Source organism: Streptomyces sp. NPDC042371 (genome assembly GCF_056437465.1).
This window is the reverse complement of the sequence record NZ_JBWKAP010000008.1, coordinates 19,871-35,812: the sequence shown is the minus strand read 5'-3', so window position 1 is coordinate 35,812 and position 15,942 is coordinate 19,871. Positions and strand designations below refer to the sequence as shown.

Annotated in this window: 16 protein-coding genes and 1 tRNA gene; 15 read left to right on the top strand and 2 right to left on the bottom strand. The window is 70.2% G+C overall.

Translation table 11 applies throughout. From position 1 onward, the window contains the following. The first annotated feature begins 122 nt into the window (after positions 1-122). From AC068B_RS24320 to AC068B_RS24305, 4 genes are all read left to right on the top strand, one after another. Entirely contained in the window at positions 123-1,775 is a 1,653-nt protein-coding gene (locus AC068B_RS24320) for a S1C family serine protease (RefSeq protein ID WP_478673789.1), read from the top strand. Positions 1,776-1,828: 53 nt separating this feature from the next. Beyond that, positions 1,829-1,913, top strand: a tRNA-Ser gene (locus AC068B_RS24315). A gap of 177 nt (positions 1,914-2,090) precedes the next feature. Further along, complete coding sequence (gene merB / locus AC068B_RS24310; protein WP_478673788.1) at positions 2,091-2,714, top strand: organomercurial lyase; 624 nt, start codon at positions 2,091-2,093, stop codon at positions 2,712-2,714. A gap of 376 nt (positions 2,715-3,090) precedes the next feature. Continuing rightward, positions 3,091-3,315 (top strand): hypothetical protein, encoded by a 225-nt coding sequence (locus tag AC068B_RS24305; RefSeq protein WP_478673787.1) that lies wholly within the window; start codon positions 3,091-3,093, stop codon positions 3,313-3,315. A gap of 22 nt (positions 3,316-3,337) precedes the next feature. On the opposite strand, the gene AC068B_RS24300 is transcribed toward AC068B_RS24305, so the two are convergent. Beyond that, positions 3,338-4,255, bottom strand: coding sequence for a bifunctional DNA primase/polymerase (locus AC068B_RS24300; protein ID WP_478673786.1), 918 nt, complete (start codon positions 4,253-4,255; stop codon positions 3,338-3,340). A 404-nt stretch (positions 4,256-4,659) separates the two neighbouring features. On the opposite strand from AC068B_RS24300, the gene AC068B_RS24295 reads away from it, so the two are divergent. The 10 genes from AC068B_RS24295 to AC068B_RS24250 all read left to right on the top strand — a co-directional run bounded on the left by AC068B_RS24295 (position 4,660) and on the right by AC068B_RS24250 (position 13,953). After that, positions 4,660-4,971, top strand: a complete 312-nt coding sequence (locus AC068B_RS24295) for a hypothetical protein (RefSeq protein ID WP_478673785.1) — start codon at positions 4,660-4,662, stop codon at positions 4,969-4,971. A gap of 243 nt (positions 4,972-5,214) precedes the next feature. Beyond that, a complete protein-coding gene (locus tag AC068B_RS24290; RefSeq protein ID WP_478674158.1) occupies positions 5,215-6,378 on the top strand; it encodes an acyl-CoA dehydrogenase family protein in 1,164 nt (387 codons plus the stop codon). Between the two features lie 23 nt (positions 6,379-6,401). After that, the gene (locus tag AC068B_RS24285; RefSeq protein ID WP_478674157.1) at positions 6,402-7,328 is read left to right on the top strand and encodes a bifunctional MaoC family dehydratase N-terminal/OB-fold nucleic acid binding domain-containing protein; all 927 of its coding nucleotides are present in this window, start codon (positions 6,402-6,404) and stop codon (positions 7,326-7,328) included. 1 nt (position 7,329) lies between these two features. After that, on the top strand, positions 7,330-8,358 hold the full coding sequence (locus tag AC068B_RS24280) for an acyl-CoA dehydrogenase family protein (protein WP_478673784.1): 1,029 nt from the start codon (positions 7,330-7,332) through the stop codon (positions 8,356-8,358). A 14-nt stretch (positions 8,359-8,372) separates the two neighbouring features. Next, positions 8,373-8,786, top strand: a complete 414-nt coding sequence (locus tag AC068B_RS24275; RefSeq protein ID WP_478673783.1) for a MaoC family dehydratase — start codon at positions 8,373-8,375, stop codon at positions 8,784-8,786. Further along, positions 8,783-9,949, top strand: a complete 1,167-nt coding sequence (locus tag AC068B_RS24270; protein ID WP_478673782.1) for a lipid-transfer protein — start codon at positions 8,783-8,785, stop codon at positions 9,947-9,949. The genes AC068B_RS24275 and AC068B_RS24270 overlap by 4 nt, the downstream gene beginning before the upstream one ends. A 52-nt stretch (positions 9,950-10,001) precedes the next feature. Further along, a complete protein-coding gene (locus AC068B_RS24265) occupies positions 10,002-10,838 on the top strand; it encodes a DUF1906 domain-containing protein (protein ID WP_478673781.1) in 837 nt (278 codons plus the stop codon). 183 nt (positions 10,839-11,021) lie between these two features. Continuing rightward, positions 11,022-11,603, top strand: coding sequence for a SigE family RNA polymerase sigma factor (locus AC068B_RS24260; RefSeq protein ID WP_478673780.1), 582 nt, complete (start codon positions 11,022-11,024; stop codon positions 11,601-11,603). A 94-nt stretch (positions 11,604-11,697) separates the two neighbouring features. After that, positions 11,698-13,383, top strand: a complete 1,686-nt coding sequence (locus tag AC068B_RS24255; RefSeq protein ID WP_478673779.1) for a long-chain fatty acid--CoA ligase — start codon at positions 11,698-11,700, stop codon at positions 13,381-13,383. Positions 13,384-13,572: 189 nt separating this feature from the next. Then, complete coding sequence (locus tag AC068B_RS24250) at positions 13,573-13,953, top strand: hypothetical protein (RefSeq protein WP_478673778.1); 381 nt, start codon at positions 13,573-13,575, stop codon at positions 13,951-13,953. Here the strand turns inward: AC068B_RS24250 and AC068B_RS24245 are convergent. Beyond that, entirely contained in the window at positions 13,943-15,193 is a 1,251-nt protein-coding gene (locus tag AC068B_RS24245; protein WP_478673777.1) for an MFS transporter, read from the bottom strand. The genes AC068B_RS24250 and AC068B_RS24245 overlap by 11 nt on opposite strands. Positions 15,194-15,350: 157 nt before the next feature. Between AC068B_RS24245 and AC068B_RS24240 the strand changes: the two genes are divergently transcribed. Then, a complete protein-coding gene (locus tag AC068B_RS24240) occupies positions 15,351-15,926 on the top strand; it encodes a TetR/AcrR family transcriptional regulator (RefSeq protein ID WP_478673776.1) in 576 nt (191 codons plus the stop codon). Positions 15,927-15,942 lie beyond the last annotated feature (16 nt).

The window sequence follows — 15,942 nt, the reverse complement described above, 5'->3', positions numbered from 1 at the left end:
TGATGGCAGAAGCGCTGACGGAGCACTGACAGAAGCGCCGACGGACGACAGAAGCAGAGTCTGCACGGCCGGGCCGTGACCGAGAACGCACGCAACGACAGCATGGACCGAGGAGAAGAGCTGTGAGCACCGAGAACGAGGGCAACGAGGTACCACAGGCCCCGTCCGCGCCCCCTGCGCCGGTGGACGCTCCCGCTGCTCCCGCGGACTCCGCTGCGTCCGGCCCTGCGGGTGGGGACGCCGGATCTTCCGCGCCCGCCGCGCCCGTCGCACCCGCAGGGCCCGCCGGGCAGCAGGGGCACGAGGGGGCGCACTCTGCTCCCGCGCACGCCCCCTCTCAGGCGCCTGATCATGCAGCGGGGCAGGCGCCTGCGGCTCATGCGCCTGCGGGTGCTCCGTACGGTGGCCCTCAGGGCGCGCCTCCGGCCGCGCCGGAGGGTGCTCCGTACGGCGGCGCCCCTCAAGGCACTCCACATGGCACCCCGCACGGCGCTCCGCACACCGTTCCGCATGGCACCCCGCACGCCGCTTCCGGCGCCGGGAACTGGCCGCCCCCGCAGCCGCCCGCCATGCCGTCGTACGCCACGGACGGCGGTTCCGGTTCGGGCTGGGGCGCCTCGTACCACCCGCAGGAGCCGAAGCCCGGCGGCCGGCGCGGCGGCCTGGTCGCCGCGGTGCTCGCGGCCGCCCTGCTCGCGGGCGGCATCGGCGGCGGCGTCGGGTACTGGGCGGCCGAGCGCGGCGACAGCGACACCAACTCGACGACGGTCTCCGCGCCCGACACCCCCGCCGACCTGAAGCGCGAACCCGGCTCGGTCGCCGACATCGCGAACAAGGCACTGCCCAGTGTCGTGACCATCGAGGCGCAGAGCGGCGGCGGCGAGGGCGGCACGGGCACCGGCTTCGTCTACGACACGCAGGGCCACATCCTCACCAACAACCACGTCGTGGCATCTGCTGCCGAGGGCGGCAAGCTCCAGGTGACGTTCTCGAACGGCAAGAAGTACGCCGCGGAGGTCATCGGCCGCGCCGAGGGCTACGACGTGGCGGTCATCAAGCTCAAGAACGCCCCGGACGGCCTCCAGCCGCTCAAGCTCGGCAACTCCGACCGCGTGGCCGTCGGCGACTCGACCATCGCGATCGGCGCGCCCTTCGGCCTGTCGAACACCGTCACCACCGGCATCGTCAGCGCCAAGAACCGCCCGGTGACGTCCAGCGACGGCGGGCAGAGCGGCAAGAGCTCGTACATGAGCGCCCTGCAGACCGACGCCTCCATCAACCCCGGCAACTCCGGCGGCCCCCTGCTCGACTCCCGTGGCGCGGTCATCGGCATCAACTCCGCGATCAAGCCCGCCGAGAGCGGCGGGGGCCTCGGTGGCGGCGGCCAGTCCGGCTCCATCGGCCTCGGCTTCGCGATCCCGGTCAACCAGGCCAAGCAGGTCGCCCAGCAGCTGATCAAGACCGGCCAGCCCGTCTACCCCGTCATCGGCGCCTCGGTCTCCCTGCAGCAGGAGGGCACGAACGGCGCGACGATCTCCAAGGACGGCGTGGGCGGTTCGCAGCCGGTCACCCCGAACGGCCCGGCGGCCAAGGCGGGCCTCAAGCCCGGCGACGTCATCACGAAGCTGGACGACATGGTGATCGACAGCGGCCCGACCCTGATCGGCCAGATCTGGACCCACAAGCCGGGCGACAAGGTCAAGATCACGTACGAGCGCGACGGCAAGGAGCACACGGCCGACGTGACGCTGGGCCAGCGCAAGGGCGACAGCTGACCCGCTAGTCTTGTCCCCGCGCCGTCCGGTTCCGTTTCCGGCGGAGGGCGCGGGGTGGGTTGCCCGAGCGGCCTAAGGGAACGGTCTTGAAAACCGTCGTGGTGCAAGCCACCGTGGGTTCAAATCCCACACCCACCGCTTGCAGGCTGGCGCGTGTGCTGGTCAGAAGGGTGTCTCTCATTGAGGGGCACCCTTTTTCGTGGGCGGGTGTCTCGGCTTGGTGCGGGGCTGTCGTGGCGTGGATCCGCGCGTGTGGATCGATGTGTGCTCCCTTAGCTCGGAAGCGAGGCGACTTTTCCCCTGAAAGGTGCACAAATGGCGAATGTGCGCGTGCAGCAGTTGTCCGACCAGTTGGTCGCCAAGTGGACCTCCCCGCAGGGCGTCGAGCTGATGGCCGCAGGTGCCGCAGTCGTCGGTGGCCTGCTCGAATACGGGCCCCTCACTCTCCAGAGGGCCGCAGTGCTGCTGGACTGGCCCGCGGATCAGGTGCTCGACCGCTTCCATGCCATGAAATTCGACCTGGAGACCGATCAGGGCGGCCGCATCATCGGCGCCGGTGTCTCCCTCGATGATCAGCGCCCCCACGCCATGCAGCTCCAGGGAGTTCGACGCTACGGCTGGTGCGCCATGGACGCGCTGATGTTCCCCGTCGTCTTCAAGGAGGCCGCCAGCACCGTCACCTCCCGCTGTGCCTCGACCGGCGAGCCGATCACCCTCACCGTCACGCCGACCGGCGTCCGCGACCTGAGGCCTGCCACCGCCGCCGTCACCCTCGCCCCCGCCACCGGCGCCGACATCCGCGAAGTCTTCTGCGACCGCGTGAACTTCTACGCCACCGAGCAGCTCGCCGAAGCCGCCGTGGTCCAGGATTCCGACCTCGCCGCCTGCACCGTCGACGAGGCCTGGGTCATCGGTAAGCGGCTGGCAGATCTCTTCTGAACCGAGGTCGCCGTCGGGCTGCTTCTCGGCTCTGATTTCAACCGCCTTAGTATTGCGCTTGATTGAGGGTTGTTGATCATTGTTCGGTGTCGAGTCGCTCCCGCTGAGCGCGATGTTCGTGGCGGGGTGTGTGAAGGTGAATATCCTCGGAACTGGCTGCTTGGATTAGCCGTCGCGCAAACATGTGTGTGTCTGAAATGTGAGCTATTGCGTAGTGCCGAGTGGGCGGTTTGCCGGTTTCGTGGTGGTTTCTCGTTTGCTCATGGGGGCGTTTAAGTCTTCTTGACATGCCGTTGCGGGAAACGCATGATCTCCCGGCGTCGGAAATCTGGCGCTCGTATGACGAAACGGGAGAATGAAAATGCGTAAGGCTTGCGTGGCCGTCCTGACGGCGCTGTTCAGTGCCACCCTCTTTGTTGCCCTTCCGGGTAACCAGAACGAGGCGCAGGCTATGACGTTCGACCCCAATGCGTGCCTCGATCTCTCTCAGGTGCAGGTGTGCAAGAACCACCGCATCTACAAGCACGTCCCGATGCAGGGTCCCGTGGCCAAGGGCAAGTGCCGTCCGTGGGTGCAGGTCAAGACCGCGAAGAAGTGCTGAGGCCGCTCAAGTCGAGGTCGGATCACGCGTGACCCGTGAGGCGTGCCGCTGAGGCGATCGTCGAGCGGGCCTCGTGTTCCGTGAGGCCGACGCGGATCGCGGCGTCAGTGAGCCGGGGGGACAGCGCTTCGCCCATGCCGTTCTCGTAGGCGCGGCAAGCGGCCCAGAAGAGGCGGGTGTTGCGTTGGCCCTCGTGCGCCGCGAGCACGAACTGCACCAGGCCGTGGCCCCGTTGGTGCGAGGGCTCGGAGCCGGGACGGATCGCGGTCGATGGGTCGGCGGGGTGGGGTGCGTGTCGGTGTTCGTGGTGGGGGGTGCGCCGCGAGGGCGTGAGCAGGCGTAGCAGTGCGGGTGGGCAGGGGGCGGGCGGCAGGTGGGCCGTGCCGGGCACGGTGCTGTAGACGCCGTGTTCGGTGCGGGAACCGGGGCCCACTAGGTAGCCGCCCGCGCCTCTGATGTCGATGCCGGGTGCGAGTCGGCCCGCCGAGTTGGGGACGACGGCGTCGGGCGGGCCCGCCAGCCAGACGTGACGGCCGCCGCTGGGCGTGATCACGACGACGGTGGCGGGGATCGTGAAGAGGTGGCGCAGCGCCAGTTCGCGCAGGGCCGCCGAGGCGTCCGTACCGGACTTGGTGTCCAGGTCGATGCCGATCAGGTGGTGGGGCGGCAACCCGCAGGCGATGCCGTACCCGGTGGCCCAGGGGGCCGCGGCGAAGAGCTCACGGATGCGCGGCGGGTCTGCTGACGCGTCGTACACCCCGTGCCCGAGGCGGCCGCATTCGCCGTGGCAGAGGGCGGCGGGGTGGGGGTCCTCGTGGTGGGGGGAGCGCAGGGCCGGGAGCTTGGAGCGCGAGAGCGGGATCACCGCGAGCCCGCGCTCGGCGGCCGATAAGGCGTGGGCGAGCGCGAGGGTCGTGGCATGGCGGTCGGTGGTGGCCATGACTTCATGTTCGTACACATGTTCGAAGAAGGGAAGAGGGGGCGAGTCGGAACGCTGCCGGAATGGATCGTTCCGGAGGGGCGGCGCCCCCGCGTACGACCTTTGCGGACGGGGCTGCCGAAACGCTTCGCCTCATGCGGCGCCTGGCTCGTGCTGTGGCTCGACAGCAGGTGGGAGGGGTCGCGGCGGGGCCCAAGGGGCGTGAGACGGGTTTATCGACTTGTCATCACGCTTGCGAGGGAATCGGGGCTTCCGGGGTGGTTCGCCGGGGATTCGGTGGGCAACTCTGGAGTCGCGACGTCGTGCAGCACTCCAAGGCGCTCGGCCAACTGCCTTGGGAAAAGCCGTACTTCTGGTACACCCGGTTTCGGCCGGTGCGTACCTCCTGCTCTGGAGGAATAGACATGGCAAGCATCCGTACCGCCCGCATCATCGCCGCCGCCGCTGCCCTGCCGCTGGCTGCCGCGCTCTTCTCGGGCGTCGCGCTGGCCGACAACGGTGCCTTCGCGAACAACGGATCGAACGCCGGCGTGGCGACTGTGAACGGAAGTGGCGTCGGGGACGACAACTCGGGGAACTCGTCCACGACGCAGCAGCAGGCCGTCGGCAACGGCGCCTCCAACCAGAGCAACACCGCCCAGGTGAACGGCTCCGCGTTCACGGCGATCGACCAGTCGAACGAGAACGTCGCGGTCAACTTCGCCCAGCTCTGGTGAGCCGATAGCCCCGGGAGCCGATCGGGACGGCTTCCAGGGAGCGAGTTGTGGGGTGTGACGTCTTGTGCGGCGGTGCTTCGGCGCCGCCGCACAGGTGTGTTCGGGGGCGGTGTGTGGGGGCGGGTCTCCGCGGGCCTCCACGGGCCTTCGTTCTGCCCCGCTCCGGGCGATCTCTTGACACCGACACGCTATCTGACGGACAGTCAGAAACCCTTGTCGGTACGAGCCGGAGAGGCCGCCCCCGTGCACCTCGCCCCCACCGAACGCCAACGCCGTCTCCGCGCCGACCTGCGCACCTACTTCCGGGACGTGATGCCCGAGGGGCCGCCCGACGGCGCGGACGTGCCGGGACAGCGCCGCCTGCTGCGCCGCATCGGCGCCGACGGCATGCTGGGCCTCGGCTGGCCCGTGGAGTACGGCGGCCAAGGGCGCGGCCCCGACGAGCAGTTCGTCTTCTTCGACGAGGCCTACCGCGCGGGCGCGCCCGTCTCGATGGTCACCCTGAACACCGTCGGGCCGACTCTCATGAAGTACGGGACGGCAGAGCAGAAGGCGGCCTTCCTGCCCCGCATTCTCAGCGGCGACCTCGTCTTCGCGATCGGCTACAGCGAACCGTCCGCCGGTACGGACCTCGCAGCGCTGCGGACCAGGGCCGTGCGCGACGGCGACGACTGGCTGATCGACGGCCAGAAGATCTTCACCTCGAACGCGCAGAACGCCGACTGGATCTGGCTGGCCTGCCGCACCGACCCCGACGCTCCCAAGCACCAGGGCATCTCCATCCTGCTCGTCCCGACCGACGCGCCCGGCTTCTCCTGGACTCCCATCGACACGGTGGGCGGGCTGACGACGACGGCGACGTACTACGACGGAATCCGCGTGCCCGCCGCGAACCTCGTCGGCGAGGAGAACGGAGGCTGGGGCCTCATCACCAATCAGCTCAACCACGAGCGCGTGGCGCTCGCCGCCATCGGCATGCAGGCCGAGGACTTCTACGCGGCGGTACTCGACTCTGCGCGTACACCCGATCCGGTGACGGGCGAGCGCCGGATTGACGCTCCGTGGGTGCGATCGAGGCTGGCCGAGGTGCATGCGCGGCTGGCGGCAACGCGCCTGGTCAACTGGCGTTTGGTGGGGGATGTGGGCGCGGGCCGACTGGCGCCGGGAGACGCGAGCGGCGTGAAGTTCATGGGAACTGAATCGGCGGTCGAGGCGTATCGAATGTGTCAGGAGATCGCGGGGGAAGCCGGGCTCGTGCGGGCCGGTTCGCCGGGCGGTTTCGGGGACGGCGAGCTGGAGCGGATGAACAGGGCCGCGCAGATCAATACGTTCGGGGGCGGGGTGAGCGAGGTGCAGCGCGAGATCGTCGCGACGATGCGGCTCGGCATGCGGAGGGGGCGACGGTGAAGGGCAGCGCGTACGACAAGACGGTGAAGGGCAGCGCGTACGACGGGACCGTGAAGGACATCGCCTACGAGGAGTTGCGGGCGTTCGAGGGCAGGGTCGCGGCGGAGGCGGGGCACGGCAAGGACCCGGTCAACACGCCCATGATCAGACACTGGTGCGAGGCGATGGGCGACACCAGTCCTGCCTACGCGGGGGTGGATCCGGTGGCGCCGCCGACGATGCTGCAGGCCTGGACGATGGGCGGCCTCTCCGGTCACGACGGCCGCTCGTCGGCGCACGACGAGTTGTTCGCACTGCTCGACGGCGCGGGGTACACCTCGGTGGTCGCCACGGACTGCGAGCAGGAGTACGTGCGGGCGCTGCGGCCCGGCGACGAGATCACCTTCGACGCGGTGATCGAGTCGGTGTCCGAGCGCAAGACGACCAAGCTGGGTACGGGCCACTTCGTCACGACGCGGATGGACGTCCGCGCGGGCGGCGCACTCGCGGGGACGCATCGCTTCCGCATCCTCAAGTACGCCCCGGCGAAGGGGAAAGCGAAGGGCAAGCGCCCCCGCCCGGTGGTCAACCGCGACAACGCCGGGTTCTGGGAGGGCGTGTCCGGGCACCGCCTCCTGATCCAGCGCTGCGGCGGCTGCGGCACGCTCCGCTTCCCCTGGCTGCCGGGCTGCAACGCCTGCGGTTCGCCCGAGTGGGACACGGTCGAGGCGAGCGGTGAGGGCACGGTCTATTCGTACGTGGTGATGCACCACCCGCCCTTCCCCGCCTTCGACCCTCCCTACGCCGTGGGGCTCGTCGAGCTGGCGGAGGGCGTGCGGATCGTCAGCAACATCGTCGGGGTGCCGTACGGCAAGGTGCGGATAGGGATGCCGGTCCGGCTCGAATTCCAGCGGGTGGACGCAGAGGTGGAGCTACCGGTGTTCCGAGGCGTGGCGGGAGGTGCGGGCTGACATGGACTTCACGCCCACGGAGGAGCAGGCGGCCGCGCGGGATCTCGCCGGGGAGATCTTCGGCGACCTGGCCACGCCGGAGCGGCTCGCGGCGGCGGGCACCGGGTCGGACGCCGAGCTGTGGAAGGCGTTGTGTGCGGCGGGGCTGCCGGGTGCGGTGGAGGACGTCGGGCTGCTCGGTCTCGTGCTGCTTCTGGAGGAGCAGGGGCGGGTGACGGCGCAGGTGCCGTTCGCGGCGAGCTGTGTGTACGGGGTGCTGGCGGTGGCGGCGCACGGCACGGCGGAGCAGCGGGACCGGCTGTTGCCCGCGCTCCGGCAGGGGAGCGCGGTCGCGACGGGGGCGTTCCCTGCCCGGGGCGGAGTGACGGCGTCCGCGGACGGGTCGCTGAGCGGCACGGTGGGATGGGTGCCGTGGCTGCGGGACGCGACGGTCGTCCTGGTGGCGGCGGCCGACCGCACCCTGTGGCTGGTGCGGGTCGCCGACGCGCGCGTGGAGCCGGTCGAGCTGACCGCGCCCTGGGCGGCGGGCAGGCTCGTCCTCGACCGCACGCCGGGGGAGCGGCTGGGCGGCCCCGGGGCGTACGACGACGTGCGGGCCGGGGCGCGGACGGCCTTCGCGGGGCTCCAGGCCGGGGTGTGTGCGGGATCGCTGGCCCGCGCGGTGGCCCATACGAACGAGCGGGAGCAGTTCGGCCGTCCCCTGTCCGCGAAGCAGGGCGTGCAACTCCGGGCCGCCGACGCCCATATGGATACGGAGGCGATCCGCGTCACGGCCTACGAAGCGGCCTGGCGCCGTGACACCGGCCTGCCGTACGACACACACGCGCTCACCGCCGCGTGGTGGGCGTCGGAGGCGGGCAAGCGCGTCGTCCACGCGGGCCAGCATCTGCACGGCGGCATGGGGGCCGACCTCGACCATCCCGTGCACCGGCACTTCCTGTGGGGGCGGCAGCTGGACGCGTATCTGGGGTGTGGCAGCGAAGTCCTCGAGGAGTTGGGCGAGTTGATCGCGCAGGGGGAGCCGGAGTGAAGGGGAGAGTCGGTATGAGGACGACGCCGGGTGAGGAACTGGCTCCGCTGGAGATCCCGATCACCCGCACGCTGATCGTCGCCGGGGCCCTCGCCTCCCGCGACTACCAGGACGTGCACCACGACGCGGAGCTCGCGCAGGCCAAGGGCTCCCCCGACATCTTCATGAACATCCTGACGACGAACGGCCTGGTCGGGCGGTACATCACGGACCACTTCGGCCCCACGGCCGTGCTGCGCAAGGTGGCGATACGGCTCGGTGCGCCGAACTACCCCGGGGACACGATGGTGTTGACCGGCACCGTGGAGCAGGTCGAGGCCTCGCCCGGGGGCGCGACGGCCGTGGTGAAGGTCGTCGGTGCCAACGGCATCGGCAAGCACGTCACCGGCACGGTCACGGTGACCGTGCCCGAGGGAGGCGCCGCATGAGTGTCCGATCACGCGACAGCCTCGGGGGCAGGGCCGCGATCGTCGGCATAGGAGCGACGGAGTTCTCCAAGGACTCTGGGCGCAGCGAGCTCAAGCTGGCCGTGGAGGCGGTGGGCGCCGCGCTCGATGACGCCGGGCTCACCCCTGCCGACGTCGACGGCCTGGTCACCTTCACCATGGACACGAGCCCGGAGATCACGGTCGCCCAGGCGGCCGGTATCGGGGAGCTGTCCTTCTTCTCCCGCGTCCACTACGGCGGCGGTGCGGCCTGCGCCACCGTCCAGCAGGCGGCCCTCGCGGTGGCGGCCGGGGTGGCCGAAGTGGTCGTCTGCTACCGCGCGTTCAACGAGCGTTCCGGGCGCAGATTCGGCTCCGGGGTGCAGCAGCGGGAGCCGTCCGCCGAGGGCGCCGCGCTCGGCTGGGCCCTCCCGTTCGGCCTGCTGACACCGGCCTCCTGGGTGGCGATGGCAGCCCAGCGCTATCTCCATGCGTACGGTCTGGCGCCGGAGGCCTTCGGGCACGTCGCCGTCATGGACCGGAAGTACGCGGCCACCAACCCCGCGGCGTACTTCCACGGGAAGCCGATCACGCTGGAGGACCATGCCGCGTCCCGCTGGATCGTCGAGCCCCTGCGGCTCCTGGACTGCTGTCAGGAGACGGACGGCGGTCAGGCGATCGTCGTCACCAGTGCGGAGCGGGCCCGCGACCTCCGGCATCCGCCCGCCGTGATCACGGCGGCGGCCCAGGGGGCGGGCCGGGCGCAGGAGCAGATGACCAGCTTCTACCGCGACGACCTGAGGGGGCTGCCCGAAATGGGGGTGGTGGCGAAGCAGTTGTGGCGCACCTCGGGGCTGGCGCCATCGGACATCGATGTGGGGATCCTGTACGACCACTTCACACCGTTCGTGTTGATGCAATTGGAGGAGTTCGGGTTCTGCGCGCCCGGGGAGGCCGCGGACTTCGTGGCCGAGGAGAGGCTGCCCCTGAACACGCACGGCGGGCAGCTGGGAGAGGCCTACCTGCACGGCATGAACGGCATAGCGGAAGCGGTCCGGCAGGTGCGCGGCACGTCCGTGAACCAGATACCGGGCGCCGCGCGCACCCTGGTGACCGCGGGCACGGGCGTCCCCACATCGGGGCTGATTCTGGGGTCGGACGGCTGAACGCGGCGCGTGTCCCGGCCGTGGAGCGGGGCGGTGGGCTTTCACTCGCCGTATGCGTATCCGGAAGTTGATCATTGGATTCGTCCTCGTGATGACGGCCCTGACCATGGACCTGACCGCGTCGCCACCGGGTGTCGCGTCCGACCGCCCCGCCGGCGGGGCGCCCGCCGGGACGTCGACCTTCCGCGGTTGGGCCTTCGACACCTGCGCCACCCAGTCCACCGACACCATGCGGCGCTGGCGCCGGTCCGACTACCGCGCCGTCGGCGTCTACTACGCGGGCCGCGGCCGGGCCTGCAAGCGGCAGCCGCATCTGAACCACGGCTGGATGCGCGCGGTGAAGCGGATGGGCTGGCGGGTCCTCCCGGTGTACGTCGGGTCGCAGTCGCCGTGCGTCACCGCGAAGAACAAGAAGCACGTCCGCATGGGACGGCACCCCTGGCGGCAGGGGAGGAAGGAGGGGCGCGACGCGGTCCGCGCGGCCAAGACGATCGGCGTCCGGCGGCACAGCCCGCTCTACCTGGACATGGAGGCGTACACCTATCGGAAGAAGCGGTGCGCGCACACCACGCTCTCCTTCATCAGGTCCTGGGACCGCGAGGTGCGCAGGCTCGGCTACGTTCCCGGTTTCTACAGCAGCGCCGACTCGGGGGTGCGGCACATGGAGGCGGCACGGCGGGCGGGCGTACGGGACCTGCCGTCGGTGATGTGGTTCGCGCGCTGGCACACCGACCCCCACCTGTACCGTGAGCCCGCCCTGAGCCCTGAGGCGTGGCGTCCGGCCCGGCGTATCCACCAGTACGCGGGGAACGTGAAGGAGCGGCACGGCGGGCGCACGCTGGTGATCGACCGCAATCTGATGCACGCTCCCGTGGCGCGCATTCGCTAGACCGGCCGCCGTTCGGGCGGTCGGTGCACCGGGGTGGCTCTCGGGGGTGAACCCTCAGGGGGGTACTGCGTCTCCTCCACCTGTAGGAGGTGGGGCCACCCCCACTCGTACAACCTGAGGCGGACACGGCTTCGGGACCTGCGGCCGATCCGCGGAAGTAGGGGGCGCTTCTAGCGTGGAGCCATGACCGCATCCATGGTGACCGTGTGCACCAGCGCATCGAAGGCCGCGACGCGGGGCGCGGGTCCGACGAGGGCCACCGGGCCCTCCGCGTACCCGTCGTTCGCGTCCTACGTACGGGCACGCCAGCCCGTACTGCTGCGCACCGCCCGCTCGCTGACCGCGAACCCGAGCGATGCCGAGGACCTGCTGCAGACCGCGCTCACCAAGACGTACGTGGCGTGGGACCGGATCGAGGACCACCGCGCGCTCGACGGCTATGTGCGCCGGGCCCTGCTGAACACGCGTACGTCGCAGTGGCGGAAGCGGAAGGTCGACGAGTTCGCGTGCGACGAGTTGCCGGAGCCGGAGGTGACGCCGGCGGGGGATCCGGCCGAGCAGCAGGTGCTCCGCGACGCGATGTGGCGCGCGATCATGAAGCTGCCCGCGCGGCAGCGGGCCATGGTCGTCCTCAGGTATTACGAGGACCTGAGCGAGGTCCAGACCGCCGAGGTGCTCGGGGTGTCCGTGGGCACCGTCAAGAGCGCGGTGTCGCGTGCGCTGGGCAAGCTCCGTGAGGACCCGGAGCTCACGCCGGTCCGCTGAACGGACGCGGCCGATGATCGATCATCCCCTGGACTAGTGACATACCGCGCGGTATGCGCGCAGAATCGGCGCAGCCCTTACTGCCGCGTAGGCGATGTCGCCCCAGGAGGACGCCGTGCTGAGCACGATGCAGGACGTACCGCTGACCGTCACCCGGATCCTTCGGCACGGCATGACCGTGCACGGGACGTCACAGGTCACGACCTGGACCGGCGACGGGACCCCGCAGAGTCGTAGCTTCCGCGAGATCGGCGAGCGTGCCGCTCAGCTCGCGCACGCGCTCGGGGAGCTGGGCGTCGCGGAGGGCGAAGTCGCGGGAACCCTGATGTGGAACAACGCCGAGCACGTCGAGGCGTACTTCGCGGTGCCGTCCATGGGCGCGGTCCTGCACACCCTGAACCTTCGGCTTCCGGCCGACCAGCTGGCCTACATCGCGCACCACGCGGGCGACAAGGTGATCCTGGTGAACGGCTCGCTGGTCGGGCTGTTGGTGCCGCTCCTCCAGAAGCTGCCCCGGCTCGAGCACGTGGTCGTTTCCGGGGCGATGACGGAGGAGGCCCGTTCGGCGTTGGCCGCGGCCTCCGGGGTGCGGGTGCACGAGTACGAGGAACTGATCGCGGGGCACCCCACCGCCTACGCTTGGCCCGACCTGGACGAGCGGCGGGCGGCCTCCCTCTGCTACACCTCCGGCACCACCGGCGAGCCCAAGGGAGTGGCGTACTCCCACCGGTCCATCTATCTGCACTCCATGCAGGTCAACATGACCGAGTCCATGGGCCTGACGGACGCGGACCTCTCGCTGGTCATCGTCCCGCAGTTCCACTGCAACTCCTGGGGGCTGCCGCACGCGGCGTTCATGACCGGTGTGAACATGCTGATGCCGGACCGCTTCCTCCAGCCCGCTCCGATCGCCGAGATGATCGAGAGCAGGCGGCCCACGCACGCCGCGGCCGTTCCGACGATCTGGCAGGGCCTGCTGGCCGAACTGACCGCCAAGCCGCGTGACGTCAGTTCCCTGACGCAGGTGACGATTGGCGGCTCGGCATGTCCGCCCGCCCTCATGAAGGCATTCGACGCCCTCGGAATGCGGGTGTTCCACGCATGGGGAATGACCGAGACCTCGCCCCTGGGCACGGTGGCGAGGCCGCCCGCCTCGGCGGCGCCCGGTTCCGAAGAGGAATTCGCCTACCGGGTCACGCAGGGCCGTTTCCCGGCCGGAGTCGAGGGGCGTCTCATCGGCCCGAGCGGGGAAGAGCTTTCCTGGGACGGTGAATCGGCCGGTGAGCTCGAGGTGCGCGGTCCGTGGATTGCGGGGTCTTATTTCGGCGGCCCGGACGGTGAACCGTCCCGGCCCTCGGACAAGTTCAGCGAGGACGGCTGGTTGAAGACCGGCGATGTCGGCGTCATCAGTCCGGATGGCTTCCTCACCCTGACCGACCGGGCGAAGGACGTCATCAAGTCGGGCGGCGAGTGGATTTCCTCGGTCGAGCTGGAGAACGCCCTCATGTCCCACCCCGACGTGGCCGAGGCCGCCGTCGTGGCCGTACCGGATGAGAAGTGGGGCGAGCGGCCGTTGGCCGCCGTGGTGCTCAGGGAGGGCGTCGAGGCCGACTTCCCCGTTCTCCGCGAGCACCTCGCCACCAGCGGCATTGCCAGGTGGCAGCTTCCGGAGCGGTGGACCGTGGTGGCAGAGGTGCCGAAGACGAGCGTGGGGAAGTTCGACAAGAAGGTGTTGCGGGGGCGCTTCGCGGAGGGGGCGTTGGACGTCACGCAGGTCTGAGGGCGGAGTGTCACGCGGGTCCCAAATGGGGCGCGGTCGGGCGAAGGGCAACTCAGGCCGTCAATCACTGCACATGGCCAGAAAGCCCTTCATGTCCCTGCGTGAAATGGGGCCGTGATTCAAAAGTCGTTGGATGTAAATCGCCTCGTGATGATCGTCGTGGCGGTTCCCTGTCTACGATCCCGTGCTATGCAAAGATCACTTGGCAAGCGAATCGGTGTAGTTGCCGCGGCCGTCACCACCGCGGTCCTGTTCTCCGCCTCCCCGGCTTTTGCCCTTGAGGACATCGAGATCAAGGACCCGAGTCGGCTGGGGGTCATGTGGTTCCACGATGACGGCGACACCTTCAACGTCTGCGACACCCGGGCCGACGGGTTCGGCGTCAAGGGAAAGCTGTTCTACAAGCCCATCGGGGGTGACTGGTACGTCACCGACTCCGCAACTGACGGTGGTGACGCCAACTGCGGGAAATTCGCCCACGACGTGAACAACGTCGGTGACTACCAGATGAAGCTCTACACGCTTTCCATCGGGAAAGAGATCGCGAAGAGCCGGGTCTTCAACGAATAGGGGTTGCGGGACGGCGCGGTGCCGCCGTCGTCGCCCAGCCGAGCGCGAGCCACAGGGCGGCGACCGCGCACACGCCCGTCCACCCCCAGTGGGTGAAGGCGGTGCCCGCGAGAGCGGAAGCCAGCGCGCCACCGGCGAAACCCGCCACCACATAAGCCGTGTTGGCGACCGCCGGGGTGGAAGTGGTCGTCAGCGCCAGGGTCTGGTTGGCGATGTGGTTGGCGACCAGCGCCATGTGCAGGACGATCGCCCCCGCGCACAGCGCCCAGAGCGCGCCGCCGCCCAGCCAGAACAGCGGCACGGACATCGCGGCCGTGACATACCCGGCCGAGACCACCTTGGCCGCGCCGAACCGGTCGACGAGTCCGCCCGCCAGCGGTGCCACGACCGCGGCCGCGAGACCGAAGAGGCCGAAGAGGCCCGCGGTGGCGGTCGTCATGCCATATCCCCCGTCGCCGCTGCCGGTGAGCAGCAGGGCCAGCGAGGTCCACAGCGCGCTCCACGCCCCGTACATCCCGCCCTGGCGTATGCAGGCGCGGCGCAGCTCGGCGGAGCCCCGCACCACGCCGGGCAGTTGGGCGAGCCCGGCGAAGAGCGGCCCGGTCCTGCGGCGCCGCTCTGCGGGCAGCACGGCGGCCGATGCCAGACCGAGCAGGGCGGTGAGGACGGCGGCGCCCGCGAACACGTACCGCCAGCCGAAGGCCTGCCCGACCAGGGCGCCGAGCACACGGGCCGCGACGACACCCGTGAAGAGACCGGCTATCAGGGCGGCGACATGGCTGGCCCGCCGGTGCGCGGGCGCCCGCTCGGCGACCAGCGGCACGAGCAGCTGCGGCACGACCGTCGCGGCGGACGCCACCAGAATGGCGGCGGCGAGCGTGGTGGCCCCCGGGGCGGCGGCGCCCAGGCCGAGCGCGACCGCCGCGACGACGGAGAGCCCCGCGACGAGCCTGCGGCGATTCACCCGGTCACCGAGCGGCGCGAAGAACAGCAGCCCCGCCGCATATCCGAACTGGGCCACCGAGGCGATCCACGCGATGGCCGACGGAGTCGATCCGAAGTCGCGGGCCACCAGGGGGAGCAGCGGCGCGGCGATGTAGATGTTGGCGGCCGTCACGGCGGTGCAGAGCGCGATGAGGGCGAGGAAGATCCCGGGCGGGACGGGGAGGGGGCGGGGGGTGGCTGTCCCGACCGCCGCTTCGGCGGTCGGGTCGGTTGTGGCCGTCGCGGATGAGGGCATGGGGGAGGGACTCCTTCGGCGTACTGGTAAAGCCAGGCCATCCGGTCGGCACCGAGGCAACCAACTGGTTGGTTGGAAAAAGTCTGCGTCCGCCCGAGCCGCCCTGTCAAGCAACCAACCAGTTGGTTACCCGAACGGGTTCGCCTACCCTGTGTCCATGGCAGTCAGAGACCCCGAGGCCACCAAGGCGCGGATCTTCGAGGCGGCGGTCGCCGAGTTCGCCCGGTACGGCATCGCGGGCGCCCGCATCGACCGCATCGCGAGCGAGGCGAAGGCCAACAAGCAGCTCATCTATGCCTATTTCGGCAACAAGGCGGAGCTGTTCACCCAGGTTCTAGAGAAGCGCATGCTGGAAATGGCGGTCGCCAACCCGGTCGACGCGGACGACATGGACGGCTGGATGGACCGGCTGATGGACTACCACGCCGCCCATCCCGAGCTGCTGCGCCTGCTCTTCTGGGAGGGCATCGAGTACGGCACGGACGAGCTCCCCGACGAGCGGGAGCGCCGCGACCACTACGACCGCAAGGTCGCCGTGCTCGCCGACGCGCAGGCCCGCGGCGTCATCAGCGACGAGATCCCCGCGCCCCATCTGCTCTTCATCGTGGTCGCGCTGGCGGGCTGGTCCACGGCCGTGCCGCAGATGCGGCGGATACTCGTCGGCGACGAGGACGCCGACCGCGAGCGGCTGCGCGCCTCCATCAAGGCGGCGGTCCGGCGCATCACGGCCTGAGGCCGAGGGCTCGGTC